Annotated in this window: 8 protein-coding genes; all 8 read left to right on the top strand. The window is 43.7% G+C overall.

Translation table 11 applies throughout. The annotated features are described in order from the left end of the window. Positions 1–36: 36 nt before the first annotated feature. The 8 genes from LJE11_RS05055 (at position 37) to LJE11_RS05015 (ending at position 14,023) form a co-directional block, all read left to right on the top strand. Positions 37–1,014, top strand: coding sequence for a phosphoadenosine phosphosulfate reductase family protein (locus LJE11_RS05055; protein ID WP_081703183.1), 978 nt, complete (start codon positions 37–39; stop codon positions 1,012–1,014). Then, positions 957–1,418 (top strand): hypothetical protein, encoded by a 462-nt coding sequence (locus tag LJE11_RS05050; RefSeq protein ID WP_025577477.1) that lies wholly within the window; start codon positions 957–959, stop codon positions 1,416–1,418. Before LJE11_RS05055 ends, LJE11_RS05050 begins: the two co-directional genes overlap by 58 nt. Beyond that, complete coding sequence (locus LJE11_RS05045) at positions 1,408–3,504, top strand: C40 family peptidase (protein ID WP_227295602.1); 2,097 nt, start codon at positions 1,408–1,410, stop codon at positions 3,502–3,504. The genes LJE11_RS05050 and LJE11_RS05045 overlap by 11 nt, the downstream gene beginning before the upstream one ends. 12 nt (positions 3,505–3,516) lie before the next feature. Continuing rightward, positions 3,517–3,723, top strand: a complete 207-nt coding sequence (locus LJE11_RS05040; protein WP_021651176.1) for a DpnD/PcfM family protein — start codon at positions 3,517–3,519, stop codon at positions 3,721–3,723. After that, positions 3,720–8,759 carry an N-6 DNA methylase gene (locus LJE11_RS19770; protein WP_255655366.1) on the top strand — a complete coding sequence of 1,680 codons (5,040 nt, stop codon included), beginning with the start codon at positions 3,720–3,722 and terminating at the stop codon, positions 8,757–8,759. Before LJE11_RS05040 ends, LJE11_RS19770 begins: the two co-directional genes overlap by 4 nt. A gap of 707 nt (positions 8,760–9,466) precedes the next feature. After that, positions 9,467–11,344: a group II intron reverse transcriptase/maturase gene (gene ltrA / locus LJE11_RS05025; protein ID WP_025577485.1), complete on the top strand. Its 1,878-nt coding sequence runs from the start codon at positions 9,467–9,469 to the stop codon at positions 11,342–11,344. Between the two features lie 177 nt (positions 11,345–11,521). After that, positions 11,522–13,378, top strand: coding sequence for a helicase-related protein (locus tag LJE11_RS05020; RefSeq protein WP_195548485.1), 1,857 nt, complete (start codon positions 11,522–11,524; stop codon positions 13,376–13,378). A gap of 33 nt (positions 13,379–13,411) precedes the next feature. Continuing rightward, on the top strand, positions 13,412–14,023 hold the full coding sequence (locus LJE11_RS05015; RefSeq protein WP_025577491.1) for a septation protein SpoVG family protein: 612 nt from the start codon (positions 13,412–13,414) through the stop codon (positions 14,021–14,023). Positions 14,024–14,091: the final 68 nt, after the last annotated feature.

Here is a 14,091-nt window from a genome sequence, read left to right as displayed (position 1 = left end):
AAAACAGCAATAGAACGTATCCGCACTGCCAGCCAGATGTCCCTGCAACATTATGGGCTTCCTTTGGTAGTGACGGACAGTGGAGGAAAAGACAGTGCCGTATGCAGGGAACTGGTACGGCGTTCCGGCGTGCCATTTGAACTGATGCACAACCTGACTACTGCAGATGCCCCACAGACTATTTATTATGTGAGGGAACAGTTTCAGAAGGCAGAACAGGCCGGTATAACTTGTAGTATCAATAAACCTTACTATAAAGGGCAGCGGATAACTATGTGGAGCCTGATCCCCATGAAAATGATCCCTCCTACCAGGACTATCCGGTATTGTTGTGAGGTTCTAAAAGAAAATGGTGGGGCTGGGCGTTTTATCACCACAGGTGTCCGGTGGGCAGAAAGTCGAAAGCGGAGGAAAAACAGGGGGATTTATGAAAACTTTGTCCCAAATGGAAAAAAACGTGCCATTATTTTAAATAATGATAATGATGATACCAGGCGGCTCTTTGAATCATGCCTGTCAAGGGGCAAACACGTATGCAATCCCATTGTTGACTGGAGTGACCAGCAGGTCTGGGAGTATATCCAGGCAGAGAAAATACCCATGAACCCTCTTTACGAAATGGGATTTCACCGGGTTGGCTGTGTAGGCTGTCCTATGGCAGGAAAACAAAGATACCGGGAGTTCCGCATCTTCCCGACCTATGAGAGGGCATACCGGCGGGCTTTTGCTAAAATGCTGGAGTTAAGGAAAGCTGCAGGAAGGCAGTGCAATTCCCGCTTATGGTCAGATGTAGATGCTTTTTTCCGTTGGTGGATGGAAGATCCTGGTATCCCCGGACAGTATGAATTGTCCTTTCATGAAGATACCATGAGATTTATTATGACTATTTGTAGTGGAAGGGAGGAGGAATTATCGCAAAATATCAATTATCTTTTGGACTGCAGTATGAAGCCTGGATGCTGGAAATCCGTATTCCGGACTGGCTGGAGTTTCCTTCTAAGGAGCAGGCACTAAAATATGGTGAGCAGGCTGAGGTTTCCGTTTTCTTAAAAGCGGAAGCTATTTTTTTGCTCTTTGATGGCAGTAAGGAGAAGATTTTACCGCAGCAGACGGAACTTTATCAGTTTTCCTACCTGAAAGAAAAGACTTATGACAGACTGGGACCGCCGCTTTCCCCGGAAGACATAGACCATTTGGTAGAAGTGGGGGAATTGGAGCAGGTACTGTTCAGTGAAAAATATATCCTGACAGAAGATGATTACCAGGAATTTTCCGGAAACCTTATGGAAGCCTTTCAGGAATTGGAAAAGGAGTACGGACCACCACCCAGAGAAAAGGAACAGGGGTATCTGTTTCAGGCGCTCTGGTATCAGGCAGAAGAATTAAACCCCGGAGAGGGGGACTGCTTTGGAGATTAAGGTAAAAAAAGAAAAAGAGCCGGAGCTGAAATTAAAAAAAGAAGCCCAGGTGACGGTGCATAAGAAAAATCCGATTTTATCTGCAAAGGAAAAGAAAGCTGCTTTTACCTCTAAGCCGGTGGCCGATCTTTTAGGGCAGAGAAAGAAAAAAGAAGGGGCAGAAAAAGGGAAACAGCCGGAGCAAGGCAGAGAAGCGCTGTTTGAAAAACAAAAGGAAAAGAAAAAGCAGGCCGGGAAAGAGGCAGCAATCCGGGGAACTGCAGAAGATAGAAAACAAAATGGAAAGACCAAAAGTACCGTATCTGTACCGGGAACCTTACAGCCGGATCAGATGAAACAGGGGGCAGCACCAAACAGCCAGCCCTCTGCTGGTTTCCGGGCAAAGGAACAGTACCGGAGGGAACAGGCTGCAAAGCTGGCGGAAACAAAAAAATCTTCCCTGGCGAAGCAGACTGCCATAAAGGGTGTACGCCGGGGAGAGGCTGCTATACTGACCCAGTTAGAGGGTGGGGAAGAAGTCAATGATTCCCTTTATGTCATGGGGACAGCAGCAAAACCGGCAGAAAAGCTGTGGAAGGATCGGAATTATAGAAAGGCAGAGCAGGAATTAAAGGTAAAACAGGCAGATGGGAAGATCACCAATAAGCAGTTTTACAGAGAAACAAAAGCAGTGAAAAAGAAACAGATGGAGAAACAGAAAAAGCAGGCAGTCCGGCAGAGAAAAATCCAGTATATGATCAATAAGCTCACCGGAAATGGACAGCAGGACAGTTTGGCACAGGTGGCAAAAGATATTGTAAAGATGAAAGCCTCTGTATTTATGCTGAAGGTGGTCCAGTTTGCCGGGGCGCTTTTAGCTCCGCTGTTCAGTATTCTGCTTGTGGTGGCAATCCCTGTGGTGATTATCTTTTTCCTTTTATACTGTTCGCCACTTGGTGCGTTCATGCCCAATCCGTCTGAGGAGAACCCTACCGTCCGGGAAGTTTTAAGCGGTTACTACATGGACTTTAATACAAAACTTGGACAAAATGGGGAAGATGGGGCAGTTACCTATCTCCATGAGAAAAACGGAAATTATGTGAGTAATTATTATGATACTTTAATGGTTTATATGGTGAAGTATGGAACCGGGGATATAGGTGTGGATATGGATCAGCGGCATAAGGACAAGCTGAAGGAAATCTTTGATGAAATGAACAGTTTTGAAAACACGACCATAACCACCACCATAAAGGCAGGGGAAAGTCTGGGAAATGTTGTAACCAGCGGCTATTGCCAGTGCAGTATCTGTTGTGGGCAGTGGGCAGGAGGACCGACAGCCTCCGGTGTCATGCCAAAACCGGACCATACCCTTGCAGTAGATGCACAAAATCCCTTTGTCCCTATGGGAACCAGGATCATTATGAACGGGATTGAATATACCGTAGAAGATACCGGGGCATTTGACCGGTATGGAGTACAATTTGATGTTTTCTGTGCGGACCATGCAACTGCGTCTGCCTGGGGACATCAGACTTTTGAAGCGTTTCTGGCAGATGGGGACGAAAATGAGATTACGGTAACAAAGAAGGGCTGCTATGTTAAGAACCTGAATTATGAGGACTATATTGCACTTGGAAAGCTGACAGAAAAAGAAGAAGAACTGTTAAGGGAAGTCATGAGTGAGGAATTTAGAAATGAGATCCCTTCCTTTGGTGTAGGAAGTGACGTTGCAAATCTGGCACTGACGAAGGTAGGCTGCAAATACAGCCAGGAACACCGGTATGAGGAAGGATATTATGATTGCAGTTCCCTGGTACAGCGGCTGTATCAGGAGGTAGGCATTTCCCTTCCGGCGATTGCCTCTACTCAGGGAGAATTTATGGTAACACATGGGCTGGAAGTTACAGAAGGCGAACTGGAGCCGGGAGATCTGATTTTTTATTCTTATGAGCAGAATGGGCAGTTCCGCAATATTTCCCATGTGGCAATTTATGTTGGTAATGGCAGAATGGTACATGCAGCCAACAGCAGACGTGGGGTAGTGAATGACCCGTTCAATCCGTCGAACATTGGGCTGTATGGAAGACCCAGCCGCTTGCAGTAAGAAAGGAGAAGCATGGACGAAAAAGAATATGAAGTGACCATAAGAGAAGTCCTGGAGAAAAAAGTAAGATACCGGGGCAGGAATGAACTGGAGGCAACTGCAAAAGCAGAAGCAGATTACTATGCAGAAAAAATCGTGCTGGGGGCAGATGATTTTTCCTATCGTGATATTTCTGCAAAAGAACTGGTACCTGTAAAAGAAAGAAGGAACAGCAGATGAAGCATATCACAAAAGTACGGGAACTGTATGAGGAAACCATACACTGGATTTCAGAGTCGGAGGATTCCTGGAAAAATTTCCTTTCCTGCATGGGGCGTCTGTATCAGTTGGACTTCTTAAATACCTGTATGGTATATGCCCAGCGCCCAGATGCTTCCGTTCTTGCAGGATATGATGCCTGGCTGGAAATGGATTTGCCGGTTGCCAGAGGAAGTAAAGGAATTGCAGTATTTCCTTCCAAAATTTTCGGGGAAGGAGTTACCCATGTTTATGATATTCAAGATGTAAAGGGACAGGGAATCCGGCCCTGGAACTGGCAGGTGAATGGGACAAACCGCAGGCTGCTGGCAAGGGAGCTGTTCCCGGAAATCTACGAACAGGAAAAAAAGTTTAAAAATTCTTTAGACGCCTTTACAAGAACAAATGTTTGGTTTATGATAGAAGAGGAAGATGAAATTTTAAAATCCTTGCAGAAGCTGGCTGTCCTTACCGGAGAGGGACAGGAGGTAAAAGAAAACCAGATTACAGAGTTTCTTGTAAATAGTGTCTGTTATGCGGTGGAAAGCCGCTGCGGTATCCGAGATGACACCCTGGATTTTTCTTTTATCTGCGGTTTTTCAGAGAATGAGGAGGTTCTGTACCGGACAGGGCGGTTGGTATCCCATTTATCTGGGCGGATTGTGTTACAGATTGCAAGGACCATGAAGAACATAGACCTTGAAAGGAGGCAGTATTATGGAAGGGATCGCAGGAATCCAGTACAGGGAAATGAATGGCATACAGATACCAGTCTTAGAGGGCGTGATGAGCGAGGAGAAGATGCTGGCGTCCCTGAACCGTTACGGCAGGATCGCAGCACAGGAAATGAAGAGAACGGACCAGGCACAATACGAAATGATGCTCCTGTCCGGGAAACTGATGGAGAAACTTATGAAAATCCAGACAGAAGCGGAGGAATACCACGAGAAACTGGCAGAAAGTCTTTTGAAGACCTGGACCAGAGAGGACAGGATAGACCCTTACAACACGTTGGAAATGACCAACCTTCGGATACAGGCGGATATGGAAGCGCAGAAACAGGTTATGGAGGAGATCATTCACCCCAGGATCGGATAAAACAGGAAAAAACAGAAAAGGATACAGGGAAAGGAACTGCTTCGGCGGTTCCTTTTCTGTCTGGGGAGATAGAACCTGCACAGCCGGAAAACTGGCAGAAAGAGAAAATCCTTCTGGAAATGACAGAGCAGGAGATACCATATAAAATTTATGAGTTTTACCGGAACAATCCAGAGGAAACAGAACGGGAAGCCTATCTTTATGAATTGTATGGAGATGTAAAAAGAGAAGCCCATATAAAAGACGGTATCCTGATTGCAGAAAGCGGTTCCAGCGGTTTGTATATCCTTTGGAGTGAGGGAACTTCCATGAAGGAGGCGTTCTGGTACTGGGACGAGGTTTCTTTGGAAATTGGAAAACGGATTGAAAAAGGAACCTATCTTCCTCTGTTATCCGTATCGGAGGAAGCCTTAGAAAACGGGGAAGATATAGAGGAAGAAACCTTACAGCCAAAGAAGGCGCAGGAAGTGATTGAGGAAAAGGAACCAATCCCATTAGAAGAGATTGGCATAGCCTTTTATAAACAGAATATCCAGGCGGATATTTTAAAGAAAATGCTCTGTCTGGTCTATACGACCAATCAGCTACCGGAAGAAAAAGACCATTTTTTGAAGACGCTTTTGCTTCGGGAAGCACCGGAAGGCCAGCCTTATTATCTGGTGCGGACAGAACATGGAAATTATGAGCTTTGTATTCAGGAAAATGGGATTAAGATCACCCTGCCGGAAAGCCAGGATTTTCTGCAGGAACTTTCCTGGGATCAGTTTGGCGGGCTTACTGCACATCTGGTAGAGGAAGACCAGATTGCCTATACCGAAGATGCAGAAACCTTAGAGCAGCAGGAAAATATGTACCGTCTGCTCCCCTGGTTTCCGGCATTATGGGAAGAATATAGTGAAATTCTTAAAAAGGAAGAGCTTTGGCAGGAAGGAAGAACCTCTGTCCAGACAGAAGATAAGGTAGAAGCCGGAGATTATTATTACCCAGAAGGGTGGCTGCAGTTTACCGGTGGGGATAAAAGCCGGTATCAGAAAAATATCCGGGCAATCCGTATCTTAAAAACACTGGAGCAGGAAGAGAGAAACGCCACAAAAGAAGAACAGGAAATTCTTGCGGGGTATGTAGGGTGGGGCGGGCTGCCAAATGCTTTTAACAGTAAACGCCCGGAGTGGAAAAAAGAATATCAGGAATTGAAGGAACTGTTGACCGCAGAAGAATACGCCCAGGCAAGGGCCAGTGTCAACAGTTCTTTTTATACGCCGCCGGAAGTCGTGCGGGGTGTTTATAAAGCCTTGGAGCAGTTTGGATTCCAGAAGGGAAAAATTCTGGAACCGGCTATGGGGATTGGAAACTTTTTTCATGGTCTTCCGGAAAATATGCAAAAATCCCAGCTTTATGGTGTGGAGATTGATGCCATAAGCGGAAGGATTGCACAAAAGCTCCACCCTTCAGCCAGTATCCAGATCAAAGGATTTGAAAAAACGGAATTTGAGGATAACAGCTTTGATGTAATTGTGGGAAACGTGCCTTTTGGGGATTTCCGCTTGTACGATCCCCGATATAAAAAGATGAAGCTGAAAGTCCATGATTATTTTATCCGGAAAAGCATGGACCTCCTTCGGCCAGGAGGCATTTTGGCAGTGGTAACTTCAAAAGGGACGTTGGATAAAAATGACAGCGCTGTGAGAAAAAATCTGGCAGAACAGGCAGACCTTTTAGGGGCAGTCCGGCTTCCGGCAGATTCTTTTGGAAAGAGCGCCAATACCGCAGTTACCAGTGACCTTTTGTTTTTTCAGAAAAAAGCAGAGCCTTCGATTGGGGAGCCGATCTGGACTTATACAGGGCTTACGGAAGACATGGTGCCGGTGAATGAGTATTATCTGGAACACCCGGAAATGATGCTTGGGAAAATGGTCTGGTTTGAACAGTTTTTCGGGAAAGATTCCAAATATACAGCCCTGGTCAATGAAGCGGAAGACTTTGACCTGGAAAAAGGAATTTTGGACGCAGTTGGAGAGCTTCCGAAAAACTGTTATGAAGAAAGCATAGCAGAAAAAAAGAAGGAAGAGCAGGACGTCTTAGCTGCTTCTCCAGAGATACCTAATTATACGTTTACGGTGATACAGGACGAAGTATATTACCGGGAAGGGGAGTCTTTATACCGGAGCCAGGCAAAGGAAAGTGTGAAGCGCCGGATACGTGCCATGCATAAAATCCGCCTTCTGGTGCGTGAAATTTTACAGATACAGCAGGAAAATTGTTCCGATCAGGAATTGAAAAAGGCACAGGAACAGTTAAACCGTTTATATGATGCCTTTGTGAAAACGCATGGATATTTCTGTGACCGGACAAATAAAATGGCTTTCCGGCAGGACAACGATTATCCACTGCTTTCTTCCCTGGAAGTGGTTGATGAGGACAAAAATGTAACAAAAGCCGATATCTTTTATAAAAGGACCATACGCCCCAGAGATGTGATAGACAAAGTGGAAAATGCTCAGGAAGCACTGCATATCAGTCTGTCAGAATATAATCGGGTGGATATTCCCTATATGCTCTCCCTTTATCCGGGAAACAGGAAGGAACTGATCCGGGAATTAAAGGGGTTAATCTACCAGAACCCGGTACTGGCCAAGGAAGACGACCCAAATGCAGGGTGGGAAACCGCAGATGAGTATTTAAGTGGCAATGTGCGGCAGAAGCTCCGTATTGCCAGAATCTATGCACAGAACAATCCTTTGTTTGCAGATAATGTGGAAGCATTGGAAAAGGTGCAGCCCAAAGACCTGACAGCGCCTGAGATCAGTGTAAAACTGGGAACAACTTGGATTGAAAATGAGGATTACGAACAGTTTATATATGAGCTTTTGGAAATACCGGAGAATAATCAAAGAAACTATTGCACTCATATTGGCCACGCCCTCAAGGTTGAGCGCTTAGATGCAGATATGTCGTACCATATTGACAGGGGAAACTTTTTTGGAGGAACCATTCGTACCAGGGAAACCTATGGTACAAGATTTATGGATGCGATCAGCATTATCGAGGAATTGTTAAACAGCCGGATTGTGACTATCAGGGACCGGGTGCAGGAAGGGGAAAAAGTACGTTATGTAATTAATCGGAAGGAAACCATGCTTGCCAGGGATAAGGCGGAGCAGATAAAAGAAGCCTTCCGGGACTGGATTTTTAAGGAACCAAAGCGCAGAAAAAAATATGTGGATTTTTATAATGAAACCTTTAACTGCGACAGACAACGAAGCTATGATGGCTCTTATTTAAAACTGCCGGGACTGAACCCCCTGTTAAAGCTGCGTCCTTATCAGAAAAATGCTGTAGCAAGGGCATTGCTGTGTGGAGGAAATACCCTGCTTGCCCATACAGTAGGTGCCGGTAAATCTCTGGAAATGATCTGTATCTGTATGGAAATGAGGAGACTGGGGCTGGCAACGAAACCCCTTCTTACCGTTCCTAACCACCTGACGTTCCAGATGGGGGCGGAATTTTTGCGGGCTTATCCAGATGCGAAAATCCTGATTACCAGAAAAGAAGATTTTCAGAAGGAAAACCGCAGACGCATGATTGCCAGAATGGCAACTGGGGATTATGACTGTATTATTATCGGCCATACCCAGTTCCAGAGAATTGCCATTTCCCCTGACCGGCAAAGAGCTATGATCGAAGAACAGGCAGAGCAACTGGTAGAAGCTATTAGCCGGGCAAGGGAAGAAGATGGAAAGAACTGGTCTATAAAGCAGATGGAAAGCAGGAAGAAAAAACTGTTGCAGAAAATCGAAGAACTGAACAATGAAGAAATCAAAGATGACGTGATGTACTTTGAAGAAACCGGCGTAGATGCCTTATTTGTAGACGAAGCACACCTGTTCAAAAACTGTGCGAAACGTTGTCGCACAAGGTAAGTCTGATAAACTTACCGAAATCGACCGACAGAAATCACTTAGAAATAAGAATGAACTGTTAGAACTTAAATCTCGAAATCAAGGGAGAATTACCCTTGCCACACAGAAACAACACTGATGATAGCATATCAAAGCTATAGGTGGTGTGCGAGATAATACTTCACTATGCGAGGTGGCTGTATCCACCCACGTATAAAGCGTGAAGAAGTCGTAACTTGAAGTCCTAAGTCCTGCGGGATATGGAATATATAGTGCGGTCTTCCGAAGACTATGGTTACACGTAGAAGAAGCTATGCAGCATCGTAAGAGTAGTAGGCGTCCGAAAGGACGAAAGATTAGGGAAGAGTGTATTGCTGGTTTTTCAATACATTCCTGTATGAATGAAATATCATACAGAGTACACAACAACTATGTTTCAAAGTGTATTTGTCCCTACGGTGTAAGGTAGCAACCTAAGGTCTTCAAGTAGTTAAATCTACAAAAGGATAGAGATTTAGGAACGTTTGAGAGCTTGTGTGGGAGCTGTACAGAGTGATGAAAACACAAGAAGTCAGCAGTCCCATAGTAGTCTGAGATTGGGAAAGCCAGTCACAAGAGTTGAAATACTCATGGCGAAGGGGACTAGTCAAACTAATTTACAAATTTCACAAAATAAGAAAAGAAAAACTCCCTGAAATATGGGTGACGAACTGCGAGGTGATAGCCTTGTGCATTTGAACGTCAGATTTTCAACAGAAGCGGAATTAAAACAGACCTTAGATTTTCTTTATGTAAAATCGAAAGAAGGAATCTCTTTCACAGGTCTTATTGAAGCAATGGTAAATGAAGTTACTATTGTTACCGCAATTCATAACATTAAGTCTAATAAAGGCAGTAAAACGGCTGGCATAGACCAGATGAAAATGGACAAATATCTGCAAATGCCAAAAGAGGAACTAATTGCACTAATAAGAGATAATTTCAGTAATTACAGACCGAAGCCAGCAAAAAGAGTATATATCCCGAAAAAGAATGGAAAGAAACGCCCACTGGGTATTCCAACAGTTTTGGACAGAATTATACAGGAATGTGTGAGAATTATTATTGAGCCTATATGTGAAGCAAGATTTTATCCGCACAGTTATGGATTTCGACCTTACAGGGCACAGAAACACGCTGTCAGAGATATTATCAATGTCATCAATGCTTCTACTTATTCAAAAGACCAGCCTGTATGGGCGGTTGAAGGAGATATTAAAGGGTGTTTTGACAATATCGACCACAGAATCCTGTTACAGAAGATATGGCGTATTGGAATCCACGATAAAAGAGTGATTAAAATCATACAACAGATGTTAAAGGCTGGATATTTAGAAAGCGGTGCTAGGAATGATACAAAACTCGGCACAATGCAGGGCGGAATTTTATCTCCATTGCTGTCAAATGTATATCTGAATGATTTTGACTGGTATGTAGGAAGAATGTATATGGAACCCCACAGGAAATGCAAACATAAGTGTAATGATACACGACGATTGAAATGGTTGGGAGTAACTCCAAAGTACAATTTTCGTTTTGCAGATGATTGGGTTATCTTAACATCAACAGAACAGGAAGCATACCGATTAAAACGTGTGATGACAAAATATTTTAGAAATAAAATGAAACTGGAATTATCACAGGAAAAGACGTTTGTAACAGACCTTAGAACGGAGGGAATCCATTTCCTCGGTTTTGTGGTCAAAGCGGAGAAAAAGAGGAAAACCCCTGACCCCCAAACGTGGACGGAAAATCTGGTGGGTAAACCATTACCAGACATGGAGCGATTGAAAGATAAAATACAGAAGATTGCTGACGAAGTCCGAGTGATTGGAGAATCCACAGAAAGGAACGTACAGGCGGCACAGATACAGCGTGTGAACTCCATGATAGTGGGGCTGGCACAGTATTTACAACCCTCAATATGCTCTCATGCTCTTCATGTCATAGACAGAAGAATCAATAACACAGCATTGGCAGTATGGAAAAAGAGATTTCCCAGACACTACAATAAGTATCAAATACCAATGGAAAAGCTCTGTAACCTACCGCATAGGCATGAGGGATACAAAAGTAAAACATTTGCTGTTCCGATTGAGGGAGAATGGTTTGGAATTACTATGGCGTTTATTACCCATAGTAAGTATGAAAGCAAGCCATTCGACCAACGCATGACACCTTATACGGAGGAGGGCAGACGAATTTACAGTTATTTCCGTAGCAGAAGCAAGCCTCTTCCATGTGATAGACCGTCAGTGAATACCGCAAGGGATATACAGCTTTCGGTCTATGCAAAGACCGTATATAATTTTGAATACTTCATGAACAGGGAATATGCGTACAACAGAGATAAAGGCAAGTGTAAGTGCTGTAAGAAACCGCTGTTTTTAGATAACAAAAAGTATTGTTATCACGTCAAAGGGGAACTTCCGTTAGGAAAAGTAAACAAAGTGCAAAATCTTGTATGGCTATGCAATGACTGTTATCGAATGGTCAACAACGGTCCGATACCGCCAAACATAGATGAAAAGGTATTAAAGAAGATTCAAAAGTATAAACAAAAGTGAAATTTGTAAGCACGATATGTACTGTGAGGGCATAAAGTGTTGAACCCCGATGGAGGGTAGTAAGTTAGTTTGATGGTACGCCGGGTGCGATGAAAGTTGCACGCCCGGTGTGGGGTGGGGGAAAAGGTGGAGATAACTTCAAAGCCTTACCTATCACTATTGGAAGTTTTTACAAAAATGAACAATGTTGCGGGTCTGGGTTCCAGCGGTTCCCAGAGGGCTATGGATATGCGTATGAAGATCCAGTATATCAACGAAAAAAATCAGGGAAGGGGTGTCATTATGGCAACAGGAACCCCTCTGTCAAATTCTATGGTGGAACTCTATGTGATGCAGTTATATCTACAGGAAAGGCGGCTTCACGAAAAGGGGATTTACCACTTTGACGCATGGGCTTCTGTGTTTGGGGAAGTTACCAGCTCCCTGGAACTGGCACCAGAAGGTACCGGTTACCGGATGCGGACCAGGTTTAATAAGTTTATCAACCTGCCGGAGCTGATTCATCTATTTAAAGAAGTGGCAGACATAATCCTGCCTGACATGCTGGATATTAAGCGGCCAGAATTAAAGGACGGAAAATATAAGATCGTAGTATCGGAAGCCTCTGATTATGTGAAAGAACGTATGCAGGAAATGGTGAAAAGGGCTGAAGCAATCCATAGAGGTGCAGTAGACCCCAAAGACGACAATATGCTCCGCATTACCGGGGAAGCAAGACTTTTGGGCACAGATCCCCGGCTTTTGGATAGTCATGCGCCAGTGGATACGGATTCAAAACTGAATAAAGCAGTAGAAAACATTTATCAGGAATATGTACAGTCCCAGGAACAGAAAGGAACGCAGATTGTTTTTTCGGATATCGGGACACCAGGACCAGGAAAACCGTTTACCGTCTATGATTATCTGAAACACGAACTGATTGCTAAAGGTATTCCAGAGGAAGAAATCTGCTTTATCCATGATGCAAAAACAGATGAACAGAGAGACCGCATGTTTTCAGATGTCAGGGCTGGCAGAAAGCGTATCATTATAGGAAGTACCGAAAAACTGGGGGTAGGAACCAATATCCAGACAAGAATGGTGGCGGCCCATCATATCGACTGCCCCTGGAAACCCTCTGATATTGAACAAAGGGAAGGACGTATTATCCGACAGGGGAATGAAAATGAAGAAGTGAATATTTACCGCTATGTAACAAAAGGTTCTTTTGATGCATATTTATGGGGCATTGTTGAAACCAAACAACGATTTATCAGCCAGGTATTTACCAGTCGGGAGCTGGCAAGGATCTGTGAGGATATAGATGAAACCGTATTAAATTTTGCAGAGATTAAGGCGGTAGCTTCTGAAAATCCTTTGATTATGGAAAAAATACAAGTAGATAACGAAGTGGCACGTCTGAGAATCCTGAAAACAGCACATGAAGGGAAAAGGTTTGCCTTACAAGATGCCGTTACTTTCCAGTATCCAAAAAGGATACAAAGCCTGAAGAAAGAGCTGCAAGCCCTTCAAAAGGATCTGGAATGTAGGAACCAGGCTATGGAAGTACAGCCAGGGTTTGCAATCACCCTACAGGGAAATGTTTATGAGAAGCATAAAGAAGCTGGGGAAATTCTGCGTGCAATCGTAGATAGTGTTACCGCTTTTACAGAACATGAGGTTGGCACTTACAAAGGCTTTCCACTATTTGTTGAAAAAAATATGACGGAACAGATTCTGTATATCCGGGGAGAATCGGACTATATGGTAGAATTAAAAGAGAGTGATTCTGGCAATATGGTCCGCTTGGAAAACCGGTTGAATGCCCTCGACAAAACAATAGAAGAAGTCCAAAGAAAAATTAAAATCTGTGAAAATGAAATAAAAAATGCAAAGCAGGAATACGAAAAGCCCTTCCCGTATGAAGAACTTTTAAAAGAAAATATTACCAGGCAGATGGAGATAGATGCAGAATTGGAAATCAAGGACCAGGAGGAGTGTGTGGAAGTACAGGAGGAAACCCCAAATCTTCCATGCCAGAAAGCGGTCCGATAACGAAAAGTAGAATAGAGAAAGGAAGATCACAATATGGAATATAATATCAGAGTATATAAACCGGAATTGAAACAGGAAGAAGGGAAGATCAATAACCTAAAAGGATTTGCTACTATTACCTTTGACGATGCCTTTTGTGTAAAAAGCATTGCAATTAAAGAGTCCTCTAAGGGAAATCTGTATCTCGATATGCCCCGATACAGGGATTATGAAACAGGGGAGTATGTTCCTTTTTACCGGTTTACCGATAAAGAATTTCAGAAGGAAGTTCTGGATACGGTAAGGGAAGCCTATGAAAATATGACAGAAACCAAAATGGACTGTAAGGGTAGTTGGGGAGAGGAAGAGCTGTATTACAATCTGAGTGTAAACCCGGTACAGGGAAGTGATACATTTAAGGCAGATGTAGCCATTCGTCTGCAGGATGTGCTTGCAATCCAACAGCTTCATGTGATCCAGGCGTGGAACGGAAAAACCTTTGTAGGTATGCCCCAGAAAAATTCTGCAAAAGGGGAGCGGGAGGACATTGCCCATGCAGTCAATGCAGAATTTAAGGCAGAGCTGGAAAGTACAATCATGGACGAATACAATAAAAAGCTGGAATATGCAAAAAGCCAGAAACAGCAGCAAAGAAACGGAAGGTAAGAAACGTACAGAAAAATATGTGGTGTTTTCTGATAAAGAGTGATACAATAAAGAAAATATCATATTAG

Origin of the sequence: Blautia sp. DFI.1.216 (assembly GCF_020594215.1) — a bacterium.
In the GTDB taxonomy this organism is placed as follows: Bacteria; Bacillota; Clostridia; order Lachnospirales; family Lachnospiraceae; genus Blautia_A; species Blautia_A wexlerae.
The sequence above is the reverse complement of the archived record's forward strand: the minus strand, read 5'-3'. Positions and strand labels throughout refer to the sequence as shown.

Bases quoted from the DNA above. Each gene is read 5' to 3' on its own strand.
- LJE11_RS05040 (WP_021651176.1), top strand. From the start codon at position 3,517: ATGGACGAAAAAGAATATGAAGTGACCATAAGAGAAGTCCTGGAGAAA.
- LJE11_RS05050 (WP_025577477.1), top strand. From the start codon at position 957: ATGCTGGAAATCCGTATTCCGGACTGGCTGGAGTTTCCTTCTAAGGAG.
- LJE11_RS05015 (WP_025577491.1), top strand. From the start codon at position 13,412: ATGGAATATAATATCAGAGTATATAAACCGGAATTGAAACAGGAAGAA.
- LJE11_RS19770 (WP_255655366.1), top strand. From the start codon at position 3,720: ATGAAGCATATCACAAAAGTACGGGAACTGTATGAGGAAACCATACAC.
- LJE11_RS05055 (WP_081703183.1), top strand. From the start codon at position 37: ATGTCCCTGCAACATTATGGGCTTCCTTTGGTAGTGACGGACAGTGGA.
- LJE11_RS05020 (WP_195548485.1), top strand. From the start codon at position 11,522: ATGAACAATGTTGCGGGTCTGGGTTCCAGCGGTTCCCAGAGGGCTATG.